This is a genomic window from Burkholderia anthinoferrum (genome assembly GCF_002925705.1).
Lineage (GTDB): Bacteria > Pseudomonadota > Gammaproteobacteria > Burkholderiales > Burkholderiaceae > Burkholderia > Burkholderia semiarida.
The window spans coordinates 15,089-38,097 of record NZ_LFZP01000066.1; the positions used below are offsets into that span (position 1 = coordinate 15,089).

At 67.5% G+C, this 23,009-nt stretch carries 21 protein-coding genes; 13 read left to right on the top strand and 8 right to left on the bottom strand.

What is annotated here, in order from left to right; all coding sequences use genetic code 11:
- Positions 1–17 precede the first annotated feature (17 nt).
- Both C5F75_RS32815 and C5F75_RS32820 read right to left on the bottom strand, forming a co-directional pair.
- Positions 18–1,745, bottom strand: a complete 1,728-nt coding sequence (locus C5F75_RS32815) for a YadA family autotransporter adhesin (protein WP_060011283.1) — start codon at positions 1,743–1,745, stop codon at positions 18–20.
- A 531-nt stretch (positions 1,746–2,276) separates the two neighbouring features.
- Positions 2,277–3,125 carry a helix-turn-helix domain-containing protein gene (locus tag C5F75_RS32820; protein ID WP_104013331.1) on the bottom strand — a complete coding sequence of 283 codons (849 nt, stop codon included), beginning with the start codon at positions 3,123–3,125 and terminating at the stop codon, positions 2,277–2,279.
- Between the two features lie 264 nt (positions 3,126–3,389).
- Here C5F75_RS32820 and C5F75_RS32825 point away from each other — a divergent pair, with 264 nt between their 5' ends.
- Together C5F75_RS32825 and C5F75_RS32830 are read left to right on the top strand one after the other, a co-directional pair.
- Positions 3,390–4,343, top strand: a complete 954-nt coding sequence (locus tag C5F75_RS32825; protein ID WP_059582099.1) for a DUF2167 domain-containing protein — start codon at positions 3,390–3,392, stop codon at positions 4,341–4,343.
- The gene (locus C5F75_RS32830; protein ID WP_059582102.1) at positions 4,340–5,065 is read left to right on the top strand and encodes a site-2 protease family protein; all 726 of its coding nucleotides are present in this window, start codon (positions 4,340–4,342) and stop codon (positions 5,063–5,065) included. The genes C5F75_RS32825 and C5F75_RS32830 overlap by 4 nt, the downstream gene beginning before the upstream one ends.
- Positions 5,066–5,128: 63 nt before the next feature.
- Here the strand turns inward: C5F75_RS32830 and C5F75_RS32835 are convergent, their stop codons facing one another.
- Positions 5,129–6,520 carry an MFS transporter gene (locus tag C5F75_RS32835; protein ID WP_059582106.1) on the bottom strand — a complete coding sequence of 464 codons (1,392 nt, stop codon included), beginning with the start codon at positions 6,518–6,520 and terminating at the stop codon, positions 5,129–5,131.
- 248 nt (positions 6,521–6,768) lie between these two features.
- Between C5F75_RS32835 and C5F75_RS32840 the strand changes: the two genes are divergently transcribed.
- Complete coding sequence (locus tag C5F75_RS32840) at positions 6,769–8,346, top strand: aldehyde dehydrogenase (NADP(+)) (RefSeq protein ID WP_059582107.1); 1,578 nt, start codon at positions 6,769–6,771, stop codon at positions 8,344–8,346.
- A gap of 191 nt (positions 8,347–8,537) precedes the next feature.
- Positions 8,538–9,092 carry a hypothetical protein gene (locus C5F75_RS32845; RefSeq protein WP_059582110.1) on the top strand — a complete coding sequence of 185 codons (555 nt, stop codon included), beginning with the start codon at positions 8,538–8,540 and terminating at the stop codon, positions 9,090–9,092.
- 115 nt (positions 9,093–9,207) lie between these two features.
- On the opposite strand, the gene kdgD is transcribed toward C5F75_RS32845, so the two are convergent.
- Positions 9,208–10,122 (bottom strand): 5-dehydro-4-deoxyglucarate dehydratase, encoded by a 915-nt coding sequence (gene kdgD / locus C5F75_RS32850; protein WP_059582111.1) that lies wholly within the window; start codon positions 10,120–10,122, stop codon positions 9,208–9,210.
- Between the two features lie 228 nt (positions 10,123–10,350).
- Here kdgD and garD point away from each other — a divergent pair, with 228 nt between their 5' ends.
- The 4 genes from garD to C5F75_RS32870 all read left to right on the top strand — a co-directional run bounded on the left by garD (position 10,351) and on the right by C5F75_RS32870 (position 13,633).
- Positions 10,351–11,904 (top strand): galactarate dehydratase, encoded by a 1,554-nt coding sequence (garD, locus tag C5F75_RS32855; RefSeq protein WP_059582114.1) that lies wholly within the window; start codon positions 10,351–10,353, stop codon positions 11,902–11,904.
- 176 nt (positions 11,905–12,080) lie between these two features.
- Positions 12,081–12,473, top strand: a complete 393-nt coding sequence (locus C5F75_RS32860) for a nuclear transport factor 2 family protein (RefSeq protein WP_059582116.1) — start codon at positions 12,081–12,083, stop codon at positions 12,471–12,473.
- Between the two features lie 78 nt (positions 12,474–12,551).
- Positions 12,552–13,007 carry an RbsD/FucU family protein gene (locus C5F75_RS32865; RefSeq protein ID WP_059582119.1) on the top strand — a complete coding sequence of 152 codons (456 nt, stop codon included), beginning with the start codon at positions 12,552–12,554 and terminating at the stop codon, positions 13,005–13,007.
- A 188-nt stretch (positions 13,008–13,195) separates the two neighbouring features.
- Positions 13,196–13,633, top strand: a complete 438-nt coding sequence (locus tag C5F75_RS32870) for a DoxX family protein (RefSeq protein ID WP_059582218.1) — start codon at positions 13,196–13,198, stop codon at positions 13,631–13,633.
- Between the two features lie 113 nt (positions 13,634–13,746).
- On the opposite strand, the gene C5F75_RS32875 is transcribed toward C5F75_RS32870, so the two are convergent.
- The gene (locus tag C5F75_RS32875; RefSeq protein WP_059582122.1) at positions 13,747–15,057 is read right to left on the bottom strand and encodes an MFS transporter; all 1,311 of its coding nucleotides are present in this window, start codon (positions 15,055–15,057) and stop codon (positions 13,747–13,749) included.
- 317 nt (positions 15,058–15,374) lie between these two features.
- Positions 15,375–16,553 (bottom strand): branched-chain amino acid ABC transporter substrate-binding protein, encoded by a 1,179-nt coding sequence (locus tag C5F75_RS32880; RefSeq protein ID WP_059582124.1) that lies wholly within the window; start codon positions 16,551–16,553, stop codon positions 15,375–15,377.
- Positions 16,554–17,129: 576 nt separating this feature from the next.
- On the opposite strand from C5F75_RS32880, the gene C5F75_RS32890 reads away from it, so the two are divergent.
- On the top strand, positions 17,130–17,924 hold the full coding sequence (locus tag C5F75_RS32890) for an AraC family transcriptional regulator (RefSeq protein WP_059582127.1): 795 nt from the start codon (positions 17,130–17,132) through the stop codon (positions 17,922–17,924).
- An 84-nt stretch (positions 17,925–18,008) separates the two neighbouring features.
- Here the strand turns inward: C5F75_RS32890 and C5F75_RS32895 are convergent, their stop codons facing one another.
- Positions 18,009–18,272 (bottom strand): hypothetical protein, encoded by a 264-nt coding sequence (locus tag C5F75_RS32895; RefSeq protein WP_006489463.1) that lies wholly within the window; start codon positions 18,270–18,272, stop codon positions 18,009–18,011.
- 280 nt (positions 18,273–18,552) lie between these two features.
- Between C5F75_RS32895 and C5F75_RS32900 the strand changes: the two genes are divergently transcribed.
- Both C5F75_RS32900 and C5F75_RS32905 read left to right on the top strand, forming a co-directional pair.
- Positions 18,553–18,735 (top strand): type II toxin-antitoxin system HicA family toxin, encoded by a 183-nt coding sequence (locus C5F75_RS32900; protein WP_081059224.1) that lies wholly within the window; start codon positions 18,553–18,555, stop codon positions 18,733–18,735.
- Between the two features lie 159 nt (positions 18,736–18,894).
- Positions 18,895–19,311 carry a type II toxin-antitoxin system HicB family antitoxin gene (locus C5F75_RS32905; RefSeq protein WP_081066415.1) on the top strand — a complete coding sequence of 139 codons (417 nt, stop codon included), beginning with the start codon at positions 18,895–18,897 and terminating at the stop codon, positions 19,309–19,311.
- Positions 19,312–19,501: 190 nt separating this feature from the next.
- Here the strand turns inward: C5F75_RS32905 and C5F75_RS32910 are convergent, their stop codons facing one another.
- Positions 19,502–21,394: a bifunctional sugar phosphate isomerase/epimerase/4-hydroxyphenylpyruvate dioxygenase family protein gene (locus C5F75_RS32910; protein ID WP_059582128.1), complete on the bottom strand. Its 1,893-nt coding sequence runs from the start codon at positions 21,392–21,394 to the stop codon at positions 19,502–19,504.
- Between the two features lie 257 nt (positions 21,395–21,651).
- On the opposite strand from C5F75_RS32910, the gene aroQ reads away from it, so the two are divergent.
- A complete protein-coding gene (gene aroQ / locus C5F75_RS32915; protein WP_059898124.1) occupies positions 21,652–22,107 on the top strand; it encodes a type II 3-dehydroquinate dehydratase in 456 nt (151 codons plus the stop codon).
- The gene (locus C5F75_RS32920; RefSeq protein WP_059582134.1) at positions 22,104–22,973 is read left to right on the top strand and encodes a shikimate dehydrogenase; all 870 of its coding nucleotides are present in this window, start codon (positions 22,104–22,106) and stop codon (positions 22,971–22,973) included. The genes aroQ and C5F75_RS32920 overlap by 4 nt, the downstream gene beginning before the upstream one ends.
- Positions 22,974–23,009 lie beyond the last annotated feature (36 nt).

Consider the following 23,009-nt stretch of genomic DNA (forward strand, 5'->3'; position numbering starts at 1 on the left):
TCGTTGTCGCAAGCCGATTACCAGCGGTAGCCGACGCCCGCCCCCGCGCCGAACGAGCCGTGCCCCGACACCGCCGTCGTGACCGAGCCCTTGACGAGCCATTTCGCCGTCGCGACGGACAAGCCGACCGCCATCGCGCTTTGACCGCCGTACGTGCCGCCGCCGAGCGCGACGACCTTCTCGCCCGGCAGCACGGCTTGCGGCAGGTTCGCCATGGCGATCGCGCTCGCCGTGCCCGCATTCGCGTCCTTGCGGTACTTCGACATTTCCTCGCGCACGGAGTTGATCGCACCGTTCAACTGGCGCACGTTCACGCCGTCCGTCGGTGCGGTGCCGTCCGCCACGTTGGTCAACTGGCGCTCGGCCCCGGGCGAGCCGATCGACACCGTGTTGTCCCGATCGGCAACCGAATTCGCGCCCAGCGCCACCGCGTTGTTCGCGGTGGCCCGGCTGTTCGTGCCGATCGCGGTCGAATCCGTGCCGGACACGTTCGAGCCCGTGCCGATCGCCGTTCCGTTCGCTGCCGTGACTTTCGAATTCGTGCCAATGGCCGTTCCGTTCGTTGCGGTGACCGTGGCGTTGACGCCGACAGCCGTACCGTTGTCGCCCGAGACGTTCGAGCCGTTGCCGACCGCGGTGCCGTTCGTCGCGGTGACTGACGTATTCGTGCCGATCGCGGTGTCGGTCGAGTTCGTCACCGTGCCGCCCGGGACGCTCGACGAGATCTTGCCGACGGTCGTCGTGAGATTGGCCAGGTCCGCCGTCAGCGTCGACACCTGATTGGCGATCGAGAAGAGCTGCGAGCCGTTCACCGCATCGGTGCTGGTCGCGCTGATGGCGCCAGCCGCGACGTTGACGATCTGACGCTCGGCACCCGCGCTGCCGACGCTGACCACACCGACCGGCGTGCCCGCGAAGCCGCTGTAGGTCACGCCGTTGAGCGCCACGCTATTGACGGTCGTATAGGCGCGCGTGGTCGCGTTCGCGCCCAGCGCGACGGAGTTCGCGTCGGCGGCGTTCGCCCCTTCGCCGATGGCGACCGCGTTCACGGCGGAGGCCGTCGCACGGGCAATGGCGACGCTGCCGGTCGCGGATGCCGAGCTGTCGACACCGAGCGCGACCGCATCGGCCGCGCCGGCATTGGCCTGGAAGCCGAGAGCCGTACCGCCTGCGGCAATGCTGCCCTTGCCCACGGCCGTCGAGAACGTCGCGGTGGCACTCGCGTCTTGCCCGACGGCTATCGACTGATCGACTGCGAATGCGCCCTGGCCGAAGGCGGATGCCGTGCCGCCGTTCGCGATCGCGCCGTTACCGACCGCCGTTGCCTGGCCGCCAACTGCGCTCGAAGCCGTTCCGATCGCCGTCGCCTGGTCGCCGGTCGCCACGGCGTTTCCGCCGACGGCCGTCGCGAACGTACCGGTCGCGGCCGCCATGCGGCCGATCGCGACGGTCTCGCTATAGGCGCCGGTCGACGAGCCCGAATTCGCGACGGCCGCCGTGCCGATCGCGATGTTGTCGCAGCCGGTTGCCGCGGCCGGATACGTGCTGCTGCCCGAAATGGCGATGTTGCCGACGCAGCCCGCGGACGTTTCGGTCGACGTGCCGTTCTGCACATAGTCGGCTCGCGCGGGCGCGGAAGCGGCGAATGCGGCCACGGCTGCGCTGACCGTGACGGCCAGCGCGACCTTCGATGTGCGCGGTGCGCGTTGTACGGAATTTCCCAACCCTTGATGATGCGTGTTCATTCGTTTTCCTGAGCTCGATGTAAAAATCGTGTTGTGGCTTGCATGGCCCCCGCCCGCCATCCCGGTTGCATCGATTCGTTCGTGTCTCTTTCGTAACGGATATCGATTTTTCGATCTGTAAAAATGAAAGGTCTACTAACGAAATTTAACCTTCGTCGGTCTCGACGCGACGGGAGCCGGGCGCGGATTACGGCGACTTGCTTGTTTCCGTCACGGCTGTGTCAAAACTTCGCGAATCCGAAGTCCGGATCGCGACGACGCATTTTGATGGATTCGAGTCGTGCGCATGTTTGCCGCGGCGGCTGAACGCTATGCTTCGGCAGACATTCGTCGAGTGGGGGCGTGATGAGGCAGTGAGCGATCACCGGCGCCGGGCAGCCGGGCTGCCGACGATCACGCGCGCGCTGGCGAGGAACAGGAGGCGGCGACGCTGCCTGATGCATGTGCTCGCGCCGGCGGCGGCACCGGCCTGCGCTTGCCGGTGGTCCACATGAAGACGGGATCCGTGCGACGCGCTGCGTTGTCGGCGCGTCACTGCGCCGGCAACGCGTCCGCCAGCGCCCGCATCGCGTCCATCGTTTCCGGGTTCGCCGGAAAGAACGCCTCGATCGCGAGTTCCGACAGCGTCACGTCGACCGGCGTGCCGAATACCGTCGTCGTGCTGAAGAAGGTCAGCTCGCCGTTCGCCGTGCGTAGCCGCAGCGGCACGGCGATATCCGCGAAATCGGTGCGTGCGTGCGAATCGTCGGGCTGGCCGGCCGGCGCCGGATACGCGGCGAGCTCGTCGCGCAGCGCATGCAGCGTGCGGTCGCCGCTTGCGTCGATCTGCCGCTGCAGCCGATGCAGGATATGCGCGCGCCATTCGTGCCAGTTGACGATCCGCGAGGCGAGACCGTCGGGATGCAGGCTCAGCCGCAACACATTCACGGGCGGCTGCAGCAGCGCCGGATCGGCCTGCGCGACCAGCGCGCCGAGCATCCGGTTCGCGGCGAGCAGCGTCCAGTGGCGATCCACCGCAAGCGCGGGGTAGGGCTCGTGGCCGCGCAGCACGGCTTCGACCGCATGGCGCGCGGCATCGAGCTGCGGATCGGAGAACGGCCGCTCGCGAAACAGCGGTGCATAGCCGGCCGCGACGAGCAGCGCATTGCGTTCGCGCAGCGGCACGTCGAGGCGCTCCGCGAGGTGCAGCACCATCTCGCGGCTCGGCTGCGCGCGGCCCGATTCGACGAAGCTCAGGTGTCGAGCGGATACGTCCGCCTCCAGCGCGAGCGCCATCTGGCTCAAGCGCCTGCGTTGACGCCACGTGCGCAGCAGCGGGCCGATGCCGGATACGCGGCCGGCGGACGGGGGAAGCGAATGGAGGGCGGCGGTCGAGTTCATGGTGGAGATGATAGGCAATCCTGCGCGCGTCGGGCATTACCCGGCAGGTAAGCATTTCAGGCCGGCGTGCTTCGCCGCTTGAGTCGATTCCGCCGGCTGTCACCGTGGCCTCCCTCCCGCCCCGCATTTCGCTCCCTGGCGCGCCGCGCCGCTGCGTTACCATAGCCCCCGTGCCACCTGAGAGGCGGCGCCGGACCCGCGGCCACGATGCCAGGGCCGGACGCCGCGCACATCGACAACAAGGCATTCCAGGGGAATCCAACAATGAAAAAACTTGCCGTCCGGCTCGCCTGCGTGGCGACGCTCGCCCTCGCCGCGACCAGCGGCCACGCGCAGACCGAAGCCGCGCAGGTCGAAATGAGGGCCGCCGCCGCGGCCGCCAACGAAGCGGTCGTGAAGGGGCCGACCGACATCGACGTGAAACACGAAGCCGTGCTGAAGCTGAAGGCCGGCGAGTCGTTCGTGCCGGCCGCCGAAGCCGGCCGCTACCTGCGCTCGATGGGCAACGCGATCGACGAATCGAAGCTGGTCGGCCTCGTGCTGCCCGACGATCCGGACGCCGACTGGATCTCGGTCGTGTCGTTCGAGCCGAGCGGCTACATCCGCGACGACGACGCGAAGGACTGGAAGCCCGACGAGCTGCTGAAAAGCCTGCAGGCCGGCACCGAGGAAAACAACCCGGCGCGCAAGGCGCGCGGCCTGCCCGAAACCGAGGTGGTCGGCTGGGCGAAGGCGCCCGCGTACGACGCGGCCACGCACCGGCTCGTGTGGTCCGCGATCATCCGCGACAAGGGCGCGGCGCCGAATGCGGGGACCGACGGCGTGAACTACCGGACGCTCGTGCTCGGCCGCGACGGCTACCTGTCGCTGACGATGGCGTCGACGCTCGCCGACCTGCCGAAGTACAAGGCATCGGCCGACGCGCTGCTGTCGAACATCCGCTTCAACGACGGCAAGCGTTACGCCGACTTCAACCAGTCGACCGACCACGTCGCCGAGTACGGGCTCGCGGCGCTGATCGTCGGCGTCGGCGCGAAGAAGCTCGGGCTGCTCGCGCTGATCGGCGCGTTCGCGGTGAAGTTCTTCAAGGTCGGCGCGGTCGCGCTGCTGGCCGGCGGCGCGGCGCTCAAGCGTTTCTTCGGGCGCAAGCCGAAGGCGGCCGCGATGCCGGCCGTCGCCGACGCATCCGACGCGGCCGCCACGGAGCGCAAGGAATGACGAAGCTGCTGCTGCTGATCTTCGGCGGCCTGAAGCTCGGCAAGGTGCTCGTATCGGCCGGCACGATGCTCGCGTCGGTCGCGGTCTATGCGCTGTTCTACGGCTGGCGCTTCGCGGCCGGTTTCGTCGCGTTGCTGCTGGTGCACGAAGCCGGCCACTACGTCGCCGCGCAGCGGCGCGGGCTCGACGTCGGGCTGCCGACCTTCATCCCGTTCGTCGGCGCGTGGATCGAGTTGAAGGCGATGCCGCACGACGCGGAAACGGAAGCGTACGTCGGCCTTGCCGGGCCGTTCGTCGGCACGCTCGGCGCGCTGGCGTGCTACGCGGCCGCGCGCCACACCGACAGCAACCTGCTGCTCGCGCTGTCGTACACGGGTTTCTTCCTCAATCTGTTCAACATGATTCCGCTGTCGCCGTTCGACGGCGGGCGGATCACCGCGGTGCTGTCGCCGCGCATCTGGTTCGCGGGCGTACCGGTACTGATCGCGCTGTTCGCGTATCGGCCGAGCCCGCTGCTGATCGTGATGGCGATCCTCGCGCTGCCTCAGCTGAGGCGCGCGTGGCGCTACGATCCCGACGCGCCGGAGAACCGCGTGTACTACGCGACGTCGATCGAGACGAAGACGACCTACGCGCTCTGCTACGTCGGCCTGGTCGCGTTCCTCGCGCTGATGACGTCCGGCGTGCACGACATGCTGCGCGCCGTGCACGCGTCGACCTGACGTCGATCCGATGCAAAAACGGCGGCCGCTGTTACGCGGCCGCCTCTTTCCCGAGGTCGAGCCTCACGCGTCGCGATGACGCAGTTCGACGCGCTTGATGTCCTTCACGATCACGAGATAGCTGAACACGGTGACGAGCGCGTTCAGCCCGACGAACACGAGTGCGCCGTTGAACGAGCCGCTCGCGCCGACGAGATAGCCGATCGCGATCGGCGCGACGATGCCCGCCGTGTTGCCGAACATGTTGAAGAGGCTGCCCGACAGGCCGATCGCTTCCTTCGGCGCGGTATCCGCGACGACGGCCCAGCCGAGCGAGCCGATCCCCTTGCCGAAGAACGACACGGCCATCAGCGTGATCACCAGCGCTTCGCTGTCGACGTAGTTGCAGCCGATGATCGCCATCGACAGCGCCATCCCGCCGACGATCGGGATCTTGCGCGCGAGCGTCAGCGAGACGCCGCGGCGGATCAGCGCATCCGACAGCATCCCGCCGAGCACGCCGCCGAGGAACCCGCAGATCGCCGGCAGCGACGTCATGAAGCCGGCCTTCAGCAGCGACATCCCGCGCGCCTGCACGAGGTAGATCGGGAACCACGTGAGGAAGAAGTACGTGAGCACGTTCACGCAGTACTGGCCGAGGTACACGCCGATCAGCATCCGGTTCGACAGCAACTGGCGCACGTAGTACCAGCCCGCCACGCGGCTGCCTTCGGAAGCGCCGCCGCCGCCGCGCGCGCCGGCGGGCTGGCCGCTCGACCGCACGAGCCCGCCGCCCTGCTCGATATGGTCGAGTTCCGCGCGGTTCACGGCCGGATGGTCGGCCGGGTCCTTCACGACGCGCAGCCACAGGAACGCGAGCGCGATGCCGGCTACGCCGAGCCACAGGTACACCTGGTGCCAGCCGTACGCATGCGTGAGCCAGGCCATCAGCGGCGAGAACACCACGGCCGCGAAGTACTGCGCGGCGTTGAAGATCGCCGACGCGGTGCCGCGCTCGGCGGTCGGGAACCAGCTCGCGACGACCTTCGCGTTCGCCGGAAACGCGGGGGCCTCCGCGATGCCGACCGCGAAGCGCATCGCGAACAGCGCGGCGACCGCGAACGCGGCGCTGCCGCCGAGGCCGATCGTGCTCTGCAGCAGCGTGAACGCCGACCACAGGAAGATGCTCGCCGCATACACGCGCCGCGCGCCGAAGCGGTCGAGCAGCCAGCCGCTCGGCAGTTGCGCGAGCACGTACGCCCAACTGAACGCCGAAAAGATGTAGCCCATCGTCACCGGGTCGATGCCGAACGCCTTGCGGATCGGCGTGCCGGTGATCGACAGCGTCGCGCGGTCCGCATAGTTGAGCGTCGTGACGACGAACAGCATCGCCAGGATCCAGTAGCGCACGGCGGTCCGGCGCGCGGTGCGCGCGAGATCGAGCGGAAGATCGCGAGGGGAGGTCTGATTGTTCACTTTAAATGTACGTCGTCGTATGACATGGCCGAAAGTTTATTGACGATGGCCGAATTCAGAAACCTCGGGTTTTCCCTCTGAAGGCCTCGTCACAATGTGGGAAAGTCGTGATTCGCTGGCCGGACAAGGCCGGCGGAGTGTATCGTCGGCGCCTTCGCAGGCGGCGCGAATGATGGCATGATGTCGGCAGACATCGTATCTGTTGCGCTACAATGCGCTATCCATTCCCGAACCACGGAGCACACCCCATGCAACTGACAGGAGAGATGCTGATCGGCGCCGAAGCGGTGGCCGGCTCGGCCGGCACCTTGCACGCGTTCGATCCGACGAAGGGCGCGCCGATCGAGGCCCCGGCGTTCGGCGTCGCGACGCAGGCCGACGTCGACCGCGCGTGCGAGCTCGCACGCGACGCGTTCGGTGCGTACCGCACGCAGCCGCTCGCGGCCCGCGCGGCGTTTCTCGAAGCGATCGCCGATGAAATCGTCGCGCTCGGCGACGCGCTGATCGAGCGCGCGCACGCCGAAACGGGGCTGCCCGTCGCGCGGCTGCAGGGCGAGCGCGGCCGCACCGTCGGCCAGCTTCGGCTGTTCGCACGCGTCGTGCGCGACGGGCGCTTCCTTGCCGCGTCGATCGACCCCGCGCAGCCCGCGCGCACGCCGCTGCCGCGCTCCGACCTGCGCCTGCAGAAGGTCGCGCTGGGGCCCGTCGCCGTGTTCGGCGCGAGCAACTTCCCGCTCGCGTTCTCGGTGGCCGGTGGCGATACTGCGTCGGCGCTCGCGGCCGGCTGCCCGGTGATCGTGAAAGCCCATGAAGCGCATCTCGGCACGTCCGAGCTGGTCGGCCGCGCGATCCGCGCCGCCGTCGAGAAAACCGGCATGCCGGCCGGCGTGTTCTCGCTGCTGATCGGCCCCGGCCGCGTGACCGGCGCGGCGCTGGTCAGCCATCCGGCGATCCAGGCCGTCGGTTTCACCGGTTCGCGGCAGGGCGGGATGGCGCTCGTGCAGCTTGCGAACGCGCGTCCGCAGCCGATTCCGGTCTATGCGGAAATGAGCAGCATCAACCCCGTCGTGCTGTTCCCGGCCGCGCTGGCCGCGCGCGGCGACGCGATCGCGACGGGCTTCGTCGATTCGCTGACGCTCGGCGTCGGCCAGTTCTGCACCAATCCGGGCCTCGTGCTCGCGATCGACGGCCCCGATCTCGACCGCTTCGAGACGGCCGCCGCGCAGGCGCTCGCGAAGAAGCCGGCCGGCGTGATGCTCACGCCGGGCATCGCCGATGCGTACCGCAACGGGCGCGGCAAGCTGGCCGAACTGCCGGGCGTGCGCGAAATCGGCGCGGGCGAGGCCGCGCAGAGTCACTGCCAGGCCGGCGGCGCGCTGTACGAAGTCGGCGCGCAGGCGTTCCTGGCCGAGCCGGCGTTCGGCCACGAAGTGTTCGGGCCGGCGTCGCTGATCGTGCGCTGCCGCGATCTCGACGAAGTCGCGCGCGTGCTCGACGCGCTCGAAGGCCAGTTGACGGCCACGCTGCAAGTCGACGCCGACGACAAGCCGCTCGCGCGCCGGCTGCTGCCGATCCTCGAACGCAAGGCCGGGCGCCTGCTGGTCAACGGCTACCCGACCGGCGTCGAGGTGTGCGACGCGATGGTGCACGGCGGGCCGTTCCCCGCGACGTCGAACCCGGCCGTCACGTCGGTCGGCGCGACCGCGATCGAGCGTTTCCTGCGGCCCGTGTGCTATCAGGATTTCCCGGACGACCTGCTGCCCGAAGCGCTGCAGGAAGGCAATCCGCTCGCGATTCCGCGGCTGCGGGACGGCAAGGCCGAGTGACGTGGCGGCGGTCCGGCGGGAACGCCGGGCTGCTTGCCGGATGGACGAAAGCGGAGGCGGCCGGTGGCCGTCTCCGCTTTTTTTCGGGGTGGCTTTCCTGTCGCCGGCAATTCTCCTACAGTAGCGAAGCCCCGGGCCGTCCGGCCCGCGGGCGAGCCTGAGAGATCACAAGACCAACGAGGAACCATCCGATGAATATCAGCAAGCGTGGCGACCACCTGTTCGCGGCCGGGTTGTGGAAAGCGATCGGCGACGTCGCGAAATCGGTCCGTACCCAGATCGGCGAATACAGCGAAGGGCGCGTGCTGGCCGACGCGCTGTTCGCGCTGCAGCGCGAGCTGGGCGGCAGCGAATTCGACGTGACGATCAACCAGGGGCGGCCCGTGGCGGGTTCCGATCCGCATTCGTTGATCTTCGGCAGGGCCGTCGAGCGTTTCAGGTACGACATGGAGGCGGTGGTGTTCGCGCTGAAGCACCGCCGCAGCATCGACGGGCCGAACGGCGCGCAGCGCGCCGACGCACTCACGCAGGCCAACACGCATCTCGCGACCGCGAAGCAGTACGCGATGTTCACGGTCGGGCGGTTCTTCGATGCGGTCGTCGACCGCGACGTGCTGGAACAGATCGTGGGCGCCGAGTCGCCGGCGCGCGGCCGGCCGGTTGCCGCGCGCAAGGGGATCGACGAGACGCAGCGCACGCTTGCCGGCGTGCGCCAGCGGATCATCGGCGCGATCGCGCAGATGTAATGGAATGGCCGCGCTGGCTCGTCGAGCCGCGCGGCCATCGCGTGATACGGATACGGATCAGCGCGGAGCCGGCGCGCCGTGCCGATGAAGGGCCCGCGCCGCCGGCGAACCCCGCTTACTGCGGGCCCATCTTCTTGATCAGCACGTCGAGCTCGGCCGCCTCTTCGTCGGTCAGGTCGACGAGCGGTGCGCGCACCGGGCCCGCGTCGTGGCCGACGAGCTTCGCGCCGGCCTTCACGATGCTGACCGCGTAGCCTGCGCGGCGATTGCGGATCTTCAGGTACGGCAGGAAGAACTCGTCGATCAGGCGGCCGACCGTTTCGTGGTCGTCCTTCGCGATCGCTTCGTAGAAAGCCATCGCCGTCTTCGGGATGAAGTTGAACACCGCCGACGAGTACACCGGCACGCCGAGCGCCTTGTACGCGGCCGCATAGACTTCGGCCGTCGGCAGGCCGCCGAGGTACGCGAAGCGGTCGCCGAGGCGGCGGCGGATGGTGACCATGCTCTCGATTTCGCCGACGCCGTCCTTGAAGCCGATCAGGTTCGGGCAACGGTCGGCGAGGCGCTCGAGCATGTCCGCATTCAGCTTCGAATTCGCGCGGTTGTACACCACCACGCCGATCTTCAGCGCGCGGCAGACCTGCTCGACGTGCTCGGCGATCCCTTCCTGGCTGGCTTCGGTCAGGTAGTGCGGCATCAACAGCACGCCGCTCGCGCCGAGGCGCTCGGCTTCCTGCGCATATTCGATCGCGACGCGCGTCGCGCCGCCCGCGCCGGCGAGGATCGGCACCTTGCCCTTGCAGGTTTCCGTCGCGACGCGGATCACGTCCGAGTACTCGCGCTGCGTGAGCGAGAAGAATTCGCCGGTGCCGCCGGCCGCGAACAGCGCGCTCGCGCCATACGGCGCCAGCCATTCGAGACGCTCGGCATAGGTGGACGGACGGAAGCTGCCGTCGGCGTCGAAATCCGTCAGCGGAAACGACAGCAGGCCGTGGGAGATGATCTGTTTGAGTTCTTGCGGTGAAGTCATGGTTGGGTCGTCCGTCTAGCGCGAGTGCTGGTTCGTCGGGAACGGCATACGAGCCGAAGTGGCGATGTCGTTGTATGTCATCGTACAACGCAAGAAAGCGCGGCGCAAGCGGTTTGCTGACCGGCAAAGAGTAGGGTCTTTCCGGATAAGGGTTTACGTAGCATCGTGGAATGCGGTTGAATGTCATATGATGACTAACGATATCGCAGACTGCTTCCAGGAATTCCGATGACTGCTTCCCCTCTCTACATCCGCGTGCATGCGGACGACAACGTCGCGATCGTCGTCAACGACGGCGGTTTGCCCGAAGGCGCGACGTTCGCCGACGGGCTGACGCTGCGCGAAGGCGTGCCGCAGGGGCACAAGGTCGCGCTCGTCGACCTCGCGGCCGGCGACCCGGTCATTCGCTACAACGTGGTGATCGGCTATGCGCTGACCGACCTGCGGCGCGGTAGCTGGGTCAACGAGCGCACGATGCGCATGCCCGAGCCGCCGGGGCTCGACGACCTGCCGCTCGCCACGCGCGCCGCGCCGCCGCTCGAGCCGCTCGAAGGCTATACGTTCGAGGGTTTCCGCAATGCCGACGGCTCGGTCGGCACGCGCAACATCCTCGCGATCACGACGACCGTGCAGTGCGTGTCGGGCGTCGTCGAGCACGCGGTGAAGCGGATCAAGGACGAACTGCTGCCGCGCTACCCGAACGTCGACGACGTGGTCGGGCTCGAGCATACGTACGGCTGCGGCGTCGCGATCGATGCGCCCGACGCCGACATCCCGATCCGCACGCTGCGCAACATCAGCCTGAACCCGAACTTCGGCGGCGAGGTGATGACGGTGAGCCTCGGCTGCGAGAAGCTGCAGCCCGAGCGCCTGCTGCCGCCGGGCGCGATTCCGGTGGCCGCCGACGGCGCGAGCGACAACGGCGGCGTCGTCTGCCTGCAGGACGCCGCGCACGTCGGCTTCAACTCGATGATCGACTCGATCATGAAGATGGCCGAATCGCATCTCGAGCGGCTCAACCGCCGCCGCCGCGAGACCTGCCCCGCGTCGGATCTCGTCGTCGGCGTGCAGTGCGGCGGCAGCGACGCGTTCTCGGGGCTCACCGCGAACCCGGCGGTCGGCTTCGCGGCCGACCTGCTCGTGCGCGCGGGTGCGACGATCATGTTCTCGGAAGTGACCGAAGTGCGCGACGGTGTCGCGCAGCTCACGTCGCGCGCGGCGAACGAGACGGTCGCCCGCGAGATCATTCGCGAGATGGACTGGTACGACCGCTATCTGGCGCGCGGCCGTGTCGACCGCAGCGCGAACACGACGCCGGGCAACAAGAAGGGCGGCCTGTCGAACATCGTCGAGAAGGCGATGGGATCGATCGTGAAGTCGGGCAGCGCGCCGATCGCCGGCGTCGTGCGCCCCGGCGATCGTGCACGGCAGAAGGGGCTGCTGTATGCGGCGACGCCCGCGAGCGACTTCATCTGCGGCACGCTGCAGCTCGCGGCGGGGATGAACCTGCACATCTTCACGACCGGCCGCGGCACGCCGTACGGCCTCGCGCAGGTGCCGGTGATCAAGGTGGCAACGCGCAGCGATCTCGCGCGCCGCTGGCACGACCTGATGGATCTCGATGCGGGGCGGATCGCGACCGGCACGGCGACGATCGAGGACATGGGCTGGGAACTGTTCCGGCTGATGCTCGACGTCGCGAGCGGCAAGCGCCGCACGTGGGCCGAGCAATGGAAACTCGCGAATGCGCTGACGCTGTTCAATCCGGCGCCGGTGACCTGACGCGCGCGGCAGGTACGCGATGCGGGCGCCTTCGGGCGCCCGTTTTCTTTCGGGATGGCGCACGCGCGATTTCCTTACCTCTTGCGTAATCGACCGCCCGCGCGAGACCGGCGACGATGGCGGCACGCGGACACGAAACGTTCGCGATATCGTCCACCGACACAAGGAGCCTCGCCATGAACACCGCTCAATCCGCATCGTCCGTGCACGCCGACCTGATCGACCGCTACTTCGCCGCGTGGAACGAACCCGACGGCGCACGCCGTCGTGCGCTGATCGACGCGACGTATGCGAGCGACGCGGCCTATCGCGATCCGCTGATGGCGGGCGACGGCCACGCGGGCATCGACACGATGATCGCCGCCGTGCAGCAACGCTTCCCCGCGTACCGCTTCCGCCGCACGACCGACGTCGACGCGTTCGGCCAGCACCTGCGGTTCTCGTGGGCGCTCGTGTCGCCCGACGGCGCGGCGATCGTGAAGGGTTCGGACTTCGGCACCGTCGACGCATCGGGCCGCCTCGCTTCGGTCACGGGTTTCATCGACGAAATGCCGGCCGCGGCGGCGTGACGCGAACGGCACATGCGCAGCGGCCGCCGGGATCGGGTAACGTTATGCGATTCGTTCCTGATCCCGGAGACAACCGACATGCTGAAGAATCTCGACCCGCTGCTGCACGCCGACATCCTGCACACGCTGCGCGCGATGGGCCACGGTGACGAAATCGCGATCTGCGATGCGAATTTTCCGGCGGAATCCGTCGCGGAGCACACGGTGGTCGGCCGCGCGCTGCGCATCGACGGCGCCGATTCGGCGCGCGTCGTGCGCGCCGTGCTGTCGGTGCTGCCGCTCGATACGTTCGTCGACACGCCCGCATGGCGGATGGAAGTCGTCGGCGACGCGGCCGCGGTGCCGCCCGTGCAGCGCGAAGTGCAGGCCGAGATCGACCGCGCGGAAGGGCGCGCGGTGCCGCTTGCCGGCGTCGAACGTTTCGCGTTCTACGAGCGCGCGCAGCAGGCGTACGCGGTGATCGTCACCGGCGAAACGCGCGGCTACGGCTGCTTCATCTTCAAGAAAGGCGTGTTGTTGAGCGACGCGGGCTAAACGCGTTTTTCAGCGCGCCGGGCTGCCGGCGCGGTCGCCGCGTTGTAAAGATTTGCTACAAGGTCTTGGACACCGCGAAAAGACCCTCTATGCTGGCCCATTTGCCGCGCGCCCTGCCGGGCCGCGCGGCGCCGAACCGCACGGGCGCGCCCGGGGCGGGCGGCCGAATTGCATACGAGGAGAAAGGCATGACGCGTACCGTCGATTCCGGCGTCATTTTTTTCGCGCGCCTGGCGCTGGCGGCGTTGTTCTTGTGGGGCGGCATCATGAAGCTGCTTGGCTACAGCGACTTCGTCGCGTATCTGCACGGGATGAACGTGCCTTATCAACAGGTCGTCGCGCCGATCGTCGTCGCGATCGAGGGGCTGGGCGGCCTGCTGCTGATCGTCGGCTACAAGGTACGGCCGCTCGCGTTGCTGATGGCGGTCTACACGATCGCGACCGCGATGGTCGGGCACAATTTCTGGGATGCGACGAGCGCCGCCGTCCAGCACGACATGGTGATTCACTTCTGGAAGAACGTCGCGATCGCGGGCGGTTTCCTGCTGCTGTTCGTCACCGGCGCTGGCGGCGCGAGCATCGACGCGCTGCGTCGGCCGAGTTCGTCGTACGGCGTGCTGCGTTGAACTGAGCAGGCCTGCGCCGTCGCCGCTGCGCCGACGCAAATCAAAAGGGCCGAATCCCGCACGCCGCGGGATTCGGCCCTTCGTTCATCCGGCCGGCGCGTGCGCGCCGACGTTCAGCGTGCGTCCTTCACGTCCTTCGCATCCTTCGAGAATTGCACCGCGATCGCGCCGAGCACGCAGATCGCCGCGACGTACACGACCGGTGCGAGCGGATTCGACTTCATCATCAGCGACACGATCACCGGCGTGAGGCCGCCGAAGATCGCATACGCGACGTTGTACGAGAACGAGATGCCCGAGAAGCGCACGACGGCCGGGAAGCTCTTGACCATCACGAACGGCACCGCGCCGATCGTGCCGACCATGAAGCCCGCGATCCCGTAGTAGAGCGGCAGCGTCGACGCATCGGCCGCGACCTGCGCGAACAGCAGGTAATAGCACGCGGCCAGCCCGATGCCGCCGATCGCGAGCACGCGCTTCGCGCCGATCCAGCCCGCGAGCGAGCCGGCGGTGATGCAGCCGGCCGTCAGGCACAGCGTCGCGACGCTGTTCGCGAACAGCGTCGTCGCGGGCGACAGGTGGAACTGCTTTTGCAGCAGCGCGGGCGTCATCAGGATCACGACGACGATCGCGGCCGACAGCATCCACGTGAGCAGCATCGACACGATCACCGCGCGGCCGTGGTCGCGCAGCACCGCCTTCAGCGGAATCTCGGCCGCGAGCGCCTTCTTCGCCTTCATCTCGGCGAACACCGGCGTTTCGTGCAGCCAGCGGCGCAGGTACACGGAGAACAGCCCGAACACGCCGCCGAGCAGGAACGGGATCCGCCACGCGAACGCGCCGACTTCCGCCGCGGAGTAGCGGCTGTTGATGCCGGCCGCGACGAGCGAGCCGAGCAGGATGCCGGCCGTGAGGCCCGCGGTCAGCGTGCCGCATGCATAGCCGATATGGCGCGACGGCACGTGCTCGGACACGAACACCCACGCGCCCGGCACTTCGCCGCCCACCGCCGCGCCTTGCAGCACGCGGAACAGCAGCAGCAACACCGGCGCGAGGATGCCGATCGTGTCGTAGGTCGGCAGCAGGCCCATCAGCAGCGTCGGCACCGACATCATCAGCACGCTCAGCGTAAACATCCGCTTGCGGCCGAACAGGTCGCCGAAGTGCGCCATGATCACGCCGCCGAGCGGGCGCGCGAGATAGCCGGCCGCGAAGATGCCGAACGTCTGCAACTGGCGCAGCCAGTCGGGAATGTCGTGCGGGAAGAAGAGTTGTCCTATCGCCGGCGCGAAGAACACGAAGATGATGAAGTCGTAGAACTCGAGGGCGCCGCCGAGTGCGGCAAGGCCAAGGGTCTTGTAGTCGCTGCGCGTGAGCGCGCGTTCGGCGGCGCGAGGCACGCCGCTCAATTCGGAAGCTTGCATGGTCAGGACGATCGGTTTTCGAATGTAGTTGTCGGTGCTGCGTCTCCAGGGCCCGCTTTTCGGCATGGACTGGCAAGGCGCGGCTTGCGTCGTCGAGGCGTGCCGCGTGCCGGGTGAGGCGCGAAACACGTGCCGCCGCACCAGGATGGGGCGCGGCGCGGACGAAGCGTCAAAGCGGGTGGGGGGATTCTACAGGAGCGCGAAATGCCTGCGCGCGGGCGCGCGCCGGGAACGGCTTCGGACCATGCCGCCGAAGCGCGCGCGGCGCGGGCGGCCGGTGAGCCGCTGGCGCGCCGCGCGGGGCAGGGCCTCGCTGGTCAGTTGCCGGCGATCGTATCGACCGGCTTGAACGCGCCGCGCTCGACCTTGTAGATCGTCACCGGCGCATCCTTCAGGTCGCCCTTCGCGTCGTACGCGATGCTGGGTGCCGACACGCCCTTGATCGACACCTTGCCGAGATACGGCGTGTACACCTTCGGATCGGTCGAATTCGCGTCCCTCATCGCGGTGAGCAGCGCGATCGTGCCGTCGTACGAGTACGGCGAGTACGTGATCACGTCTTCGTTGAACCGCGCCTTGTAGCGTGCCGCGTAGCCGGAGAAGCCCGGCATCTTTTCCTTCGGCAGCCCGCCCATGTAGACGATCGCGCCTTCGGCCGCGTCGCCGCCGACCTTCAGGAACGTCGGCGAACGCGACATCTCGCCTGTCACGAACGCCGACTTCATCCCGAGCTGGCGCATCTTGCGGATCATCGGCGACGATTGCGCGTCGCCGCCGCCGTAGAACACCGCGTCCGGATTCACGCCCTTCAGGTTGGTCAGGATCGCCGAGAAATCGAGCGCCTTGTCGTTCGTGAAGTCGCGCTTGACGATCGTGCCGCCCGCCGCTTCCACGGCCTTCGCGAATTCGTCGGCGATGCCCTGGCCGTAGGCCGTGCGGTCGTCGATGATCGCGATGCGCTTGAAGCGCAGCGTCTTCACCGCGTACGTGCCGACGATGCGGCCGGCCTGCGCGTCGCTCGTCAGCAGCCGGTAGGTCGTCTTGTAGCCGCGCGCCGTGTATTGCGGCGACGTCGCCATCGAGATCTGTGGCAGCCCCGCGCGATCGTACAGGTCGGACGCGGGAATGCTCGTGCCGGAGTTGAAGTGGCCGATGATCCCGCGGACGTTGCCGTCGATCAGCCGCTGCGCGACGGTCGTGCCGGTGCGCGGGTCGGCCTGATCATCCTGCGAGTCGAGCTGGAACGTGACGGGCTTGCCGCCGATCGTCGGATGCGTCGCGTTGAAATCGGCGATCGCGAGTTGCACGCCCTTCTGCATGTCCGTGCCGTAATTCGACTGCGGGCCGGTCAGCGGCGCGGCGAAACCGATCTTGACGACGTCGGCGGCGACGGCGTGCGCGCCCGACAGTGCGCAGGCAGCGGCCAGCGCGACGTGCGATACCTTCAGCTTCACTTTCACTTCCCCTTGATGGCGTGGTTGGGCCGCCGCCGGCATGCGGGCCGGCGCCGGTAAACCGGGCGAGACGGTTCGGTCCGCAAGCCGATGCGCAGGCCATGCAGGCGTGCCGCCTGCTGCGCAGGCTGTGCCGGAATCGGCGTGCGCGACCGTGGATGCGGCGAGCGTGCATGCCGATTGCGGCAGCGGCGGGAGGTCGTCTCGTGACCGTGAAGCGAAGTCTAGGTAACGAAAATACGGGCGTCTTGCGCGTTCGATGCGTGGCCGGCGACGATATCGGCATATCGTCGATTACCCTGATATATGCCGAAATCGTCATGGCGAATGCGCAAACCCGCCAAGACGCGGGTCGCCGGCATTTTTAGGATGACGGATCCGGTGCGTGGCGCCGGCGTGTCGATGCGCTGCGCCGGCTGCGGCGAAGGCGGAACGGTCGCCGGCCCGCACGCCGGGCGCATTGGTTGCGTGCGCAACCAGCATTGCCCCTCCGATGGAGCCTGTCGGGGCGCGCGATGCCGCCGGCCACCGTCTTGCCCGCCCCGCGTTCGATGCAACGCGATCGAAGGGGCGCTCCTATAATCGACGCCATCTGCCACTCGCTTCGCGGTTGCCGGGATGACGACCTTGCCTGCCGTACCGCCCATGAGCCTGTCCGACACGTTGCGCGACCCGCCCGACAACGCCGATTTCGGCGCGATGCTCGCGCATTTCCGTCTGCTCGAACCGGTGTTCGATGCGCTGCCGGACGTCGCGTTCTTCGTGAAGGATGCGAGCGGCCGCTACGCGCTCGTCAACCGCACGCTGGCGATGCGCTGCGGCTACAAGGACAAGCGCGACCTGCTCGGCAAGACGGCCGACGAGGTGTTTCCGCGCCGCTTCGGCCGCAGCTATTTCGAGCAGGACATGGCGACGATCAACGCCGGCCAGCAGTTGATGGATCAGCTCGAGCTGCACCTGTATCCGGGCCGTCAGCCGGGCTGGTGCCTGACCTGCAAGGAGCCGCTGCGCGATGCCGCGGGCCGGGTGGTCGGCCTCGCGGGCATCTCGCGCGACCTGAAGGCGCACGAGGGATCGCACCCGGCGTACAGCCGGCTCGCCGACGTGGTCCAGCACATCCAGGATCATTACGTGCAGCCGCTGAACCTGAAGCAGCTCGCGCAGATGGCCGGGATGTCGGTCGCGCAGCTCGAACGCTACTTCCACAAGGTGTTCCATCTGACGCCGCGCCAGGTGCTGCTGAAGACGCGGCTCGACGCGGCCACCGCGCTGCTCGTCACGCACGACAAGGTGACCGACGTCGCCGCGCTATGCGGCTACACGGATCACAGCGCGTTCACGCGCCAGTTCAAGGCGACGGTCGGCGTGACGCCGACGGAATACCGGTTGATGCTGCAGGAGCGGGCGGGGTGACGCCAGTCGCCGGCGTGGCCGGCGCGTCGCGGGGATCGGGTGAGGCGGTAAGGCGGGGAAGCGGGAGAGGCTGAAGCCGGCGGCTCAGCGGTAGCCGAGCCCTTTCAGGACGGCCGTGCCGTCTTCGGTCAAGCGGAAGCTCGGGGCCGTATCGGGGTCGAGCTTGACCATTTCGACGAGGCCGGCTTCCTGCAGCGCGGGCAATTCGGGTTTGGCGTTCGCGCCGATCGGTGCGTGCAGCAGCACGAGCAGCGTCGCGATTTCATGATGACTGAGCAGGCGGCGCAGCATCGTCTTCTTTGCAGGGGGCGCGGCCGGGCGGCCCGCGGGTGCTTCTACGGCGCTCATCGCTTTCCTCCTTTTCGAGATAACCATCGGGTACTGGCTGCGGATGGTGCCGTCGAAGACTTAAGCGATTCTTAAAATCGGGGCAGGCAGCGCGATGCTGCACTGCGGTACGGGTTACGGGATGTAACTCAGGGTCATCCTCAGAGGCCGCCTCCCGGCGTTTCCGCGCCTTGAACACCCCGCCCATGCGACGGCCTGTCGCTATACACACAACTACACAAAAATACTTGTGCCCTCCTTGTCCGTGTGTATAATTACACACAAGCACAGCGGAGGAGCCATGAGTTCAACAGAGCTTATCCGGATGCTGGAAGAGGACGGCTGGTTTTTGGTAAGAACGAAAGGCAGCCACCACCACTTCAAACACCCCACGAAGCCGGGGCTTGCGACGGTTCCACACCCGAACAAGGACCTGCCAATGGGGACAACAAAGAGCATCCTGAAAACCGCTGGTCTGAAGTGACCGGCGGTTTTTTACCGACCCAACAGGATGCAGGGGAAGGAAGCAGTACTTTTAAAATTGATGCAACCAAGGTCGCTTCACATAAGACGAATGTCAATAAGCGGTACATAAGAGAAGCTAGTGCTACCACGGAAGCAGGACAACAAAGGAATGGCAAACATGGAATTTCCCATCGCAATCCATAAGGACGATGGGACCGTCTACGGAGTGATTGTTCCGGATATACCGGGCGTTCATTCCTGGGGCGAGACCATCGATGATGCAATCAGGAACACAAAAGAAGCAATCGTCTCTCATGTCGAGACCTTAATCGAGCTGGGCGAGGACGTCGCCTTTAATTGCTCGACCATCGAAAATTTGGCAAGCAACCCGGACTACGCAGGGGCTGTGTGGGGTTTCGTGAGCGTTGACTTATCTCAGCTTGACTCGAAGCCTGAGCGTATTAACGTAAGTTTGCCAAGATTTGTACTTCATAAGATTGACGCGTATGTGGCATCCCGTCACGAAACCAGGAGTGGTTTCCTGGCGCGTGCGGCGTTGGAGGCCTTACATGAAGAGCATGCAAAACCTGCATGAAGATGCGCCGTTAATCTTACAAGCCCGCAGAGATGCGGGCTTTTTTATGAGTGTCCCCGGGCCGATCGCGGTGAGCCGCGCGGGCTGATCCGCGCCCGTCTCGTTCGCCACGATGGTGCGCGCGGGACGTGCCTCCTTGCTTCAACCGCGGACCACCTCCACTGTCGATGCCCACGATACCCGATTCGCCCTATTTCCTGCGCTGCGCCTGCGCGGCGAGCCGCACGGCCGCATTCGCCGCGCCATAGCCGTCGTACCCGCCGCGCCGCTCGACGATCTCGAGCGAGAAGCGGTTGTCGACCAGTTCCGTATACGCGTGCAGGAATTCGCCGCCGTCCTCGTCGCGGTCGTAGAGCAGGTGGTGCGCGCTCAGCGTGTCGATCAGTTCGTCCGGCAGCGCGTAGCGCGCGGCGAGATCGTCGTAGTAATTGGCCGGAATGCGCAGGAACGGGACGCCGTCGGCCGCGAACGCGGCGACCGTCTTCACGATGTCATCGGTGCGGAACGCGACGTGGTTCAGCCCCGTGCCGTGGTAGCGGTCGAGCGATTCGGCGACGGCCGTATGACGGTCGACCGATGCGTTCAGCGCGATCCGCACCGAGCCGTCGGCGCTGCGCACCGCGCGGCTGCGCATCAGTCCGTACGGATCGGGCACGAGCCAACTGCGCTCGGCCTCGAAGCCGAACGCGGTCTTGAAGAACAGGATCCAGGTGTCGAGCGCGTCGGCCGGCAGCGCGAGGCACACGTGATCGATGCCCGTCAGCGGGCCGACTTCGGTCGGGCCGTCGATGTCGGTCAGCACGAAGTCCGATTCATACAGCGTCGGCGCATCCGGTGCTTCGTCGACGAAATATTCGAGGCTGCCGTCCGGCGCCTTCACGCTCGGCAGCACGCGCTCGTTCGGCCCGACGCGGCCGGAGAACGGTGCATAGCCGAAGCCGGCCGCACGTTCGAACGCCACTTTCGCGTCGTCGACGCGAAACGCCGACGCGCACAGCGACAGCCCGTGCTGCTGGAAGAACGCATCGGCGAACGAGTCGCGCTCGGCATTGAGCACGATCGATGCGGCGCCGTGCTGGAACAGCGTCACGTCCTTCGAGCGATGCCTGCCGGCGAGCCGGAAGCGCATCCGGCCGAGCCATTCGCCGACGGTCGCCGCCGCCTGCGCGTCGACCGCGAATTCGATGAACTGGAACCCGACGTGCGCGGGCGGCGCGGGCGGCGCGAACAGCGGCTGGCTGGCGGCCGGCGCGCGGCCCTCCTGGGCGAGCCGCGCGCGCGTCAGGTCTTCCAGATAGAGCAGCGAGCGATGGCCGTCGGCGGCCGTGAGCGCGGTCGGCGCCGCGCGGAAGCCGTCGTTGAAGATCTCCAGCGACAGCGGCCCTGTATAGCCCGACTCGATCACGCGCGCGGTGAAGCGCGCCAGGTCGAAGTCGCCCTGGCCCGGGAACGAGCGGTAGTGGCGGCTCCATTCGATCACGTCCATCACGAGCTTCGGCGCGTCGGCGATCTGCACGAAGGCGATCCGGTCGCCGGGGATGTCGGCGATCGCGTCCGGCGAATCGTCGAGCGACAGCGTGTGGAAGCTGTCGAGCGCCAGGCCGAGATGCGGGCTGTTCACCGCATTCACGAGCTTCCACGCGTGGCCGTACCGCTTCACGACGCGGCCCCACGCGAGCGCTTCGTACGCGGCCACCACACCGGCCTGCCGCGCGGCTTCGGCGAGCACGCCGAGCTGGTCGACGAGCAACGCGTCGTCGGCGATCGTGTCGGCCGCCACGCTGCTGCAGACGAGGATGCGGTCGGTGCCGAGCGCATGCATCACGTCGAACTTGCGCTTGATGCGGTCGAGATTGCGCGCGAGCTGGGCCGCGCTCACGCCCTCGAAGTCGCGAAACGGCTGGAACAGCACGATGTCGAGGCCCAGATCGGCGGCCATGCGCCGGACGTCGGCCGGCGATCCGTCGAAGTAGACGAGGTCGTTTTCGAAGATTTCGACGCCGTCGAAGCCCGCGGCCTGGATGGCGGCGAGTTTCTCGGCGAGCGTGCCGGACAGTGACACGGTGGCGATCGAGCGCTGCATGGGCGATTCCTGCTGATGAGCGGGGTATGGCGCTGCTCGAACCGACCCTGAATGAACCAGTCGTTGAGTTCGGCGCGCGCGCCATATCCCGAATTTACTAGGCTAGTGATGTGTATTGTACAAACTAACTAGATGGTACAAATTAGCGAAAACCCGAAAAGACAGCCCGCTCGCCCGGGCGCACACTAGCGCCAAATTCCGATGTCTTCGGGGCGGCGCCGATCGTGGTCCGCCCCTGTTTCAGGAGCAGAAACACGATGAGCAAGCACAAGGTGCTGGTGCTGAACGGCCCGAACCTGAATCTGCTGGGCACGCGCGAGCCGCATATCTACGGCGCGGAAACGCTCGCGGATCTCGAGCAGCGCTGCCGCACGGCGGCGGATGGGCTCGGGCTCGACATCGACTTTCGCCAGTCGAATGCCGAGCACCAGCTGATCGACTGGCTGCATGCCGCGCGTCACGACACGCACGGCATCGTGATCAACCCGGCCGCCTATACGCATACGTCGGTGGCGCTGGCCGACGCGCTTTCCGCGATCGCGAAGCCGGTGATCGAAGTGCATATCTCGAACGTCCATCGCCGCGAGGCGTTCCGCCACCATTCGTACGTGTCGGCGCTCGCCGAAGCCGTGATCTGCGGCTGCGGCACCGAGGGCTACGTGTTCGCGCTGCAACGCCTGGCGACCCTGTTCGCGAAGGGAGCCGCACGATGAGCCGCCCGTCGTTTCTGATCGGCCTGATCGGCCAGGGCATCGGCGGTTCGCTGTCGCCCGCGATGCACGAGGAAGAAGGCTTCCGCCAGGGTTTCGGCTACGTGTATCGGCGCCTCGATCTCGACGTGCTCGGCGTGAGCGTCGACGCGCTGCCGCAGCTGCTCGATGCCGCGCAGCGGATGGGCTACAACGGGCTGAACATCACGCACCCGTGCAAGCAGCGCGTGATCGAGCACCTCGACGCGCTGTCGGACGACGCGCGCGCGCTCGGCGCGGTGAACACCGTGCTGTTCAAGGACGGCAAGCGGATCGGCCACAACACCGACTGGTCGGGCTTCGCGAAATCGTTCGGCCGAGGGCTGCCCGGCGCGTCGCTCGAACGCGTCGTCCAGCTCGGCGCGGGCGGCGCGGGCGCGGCCGTCGCGCACGCGGCGCTGCAGATGGGCGCGGCCGAACTCACGATCTTCGACGTCGACGGCACGCGCGCCACCGCGCTCGCGGCCGAGCTGCAGCAGCGCTTCCCCGCCGCGCAGGTCGTGTCGGGCGGCGCGCCCTCTGGCGGCGCGCTCGCGGCCGCGATGCGCGCCGCGACCGGCCTGATCCACTGCACGCCGACCGGCATGGCCAAGCATCCGGGCCTGCCGCTGCCGGCCGACCTGCTGCACGCGGGCATGTGGGTGGCCGACATCGTGTATTTCCCGCTCGAAACCGAGCTGATCCACGCCGCGCGCGCGGCCGGCTGCGCGACGCTGCCGGGTGGCGGGATGGCCGTGTACCAGGCCGTCGACGCGTTCGAGTTATTCACCGGGCGCACGCCCGACGCCGAGCGGATGTTCGGTCACTTTCAGTCGCTCGTCGCGCGCTGACCCCTCACAGACACACAAAGAGACCAGGAGACGACC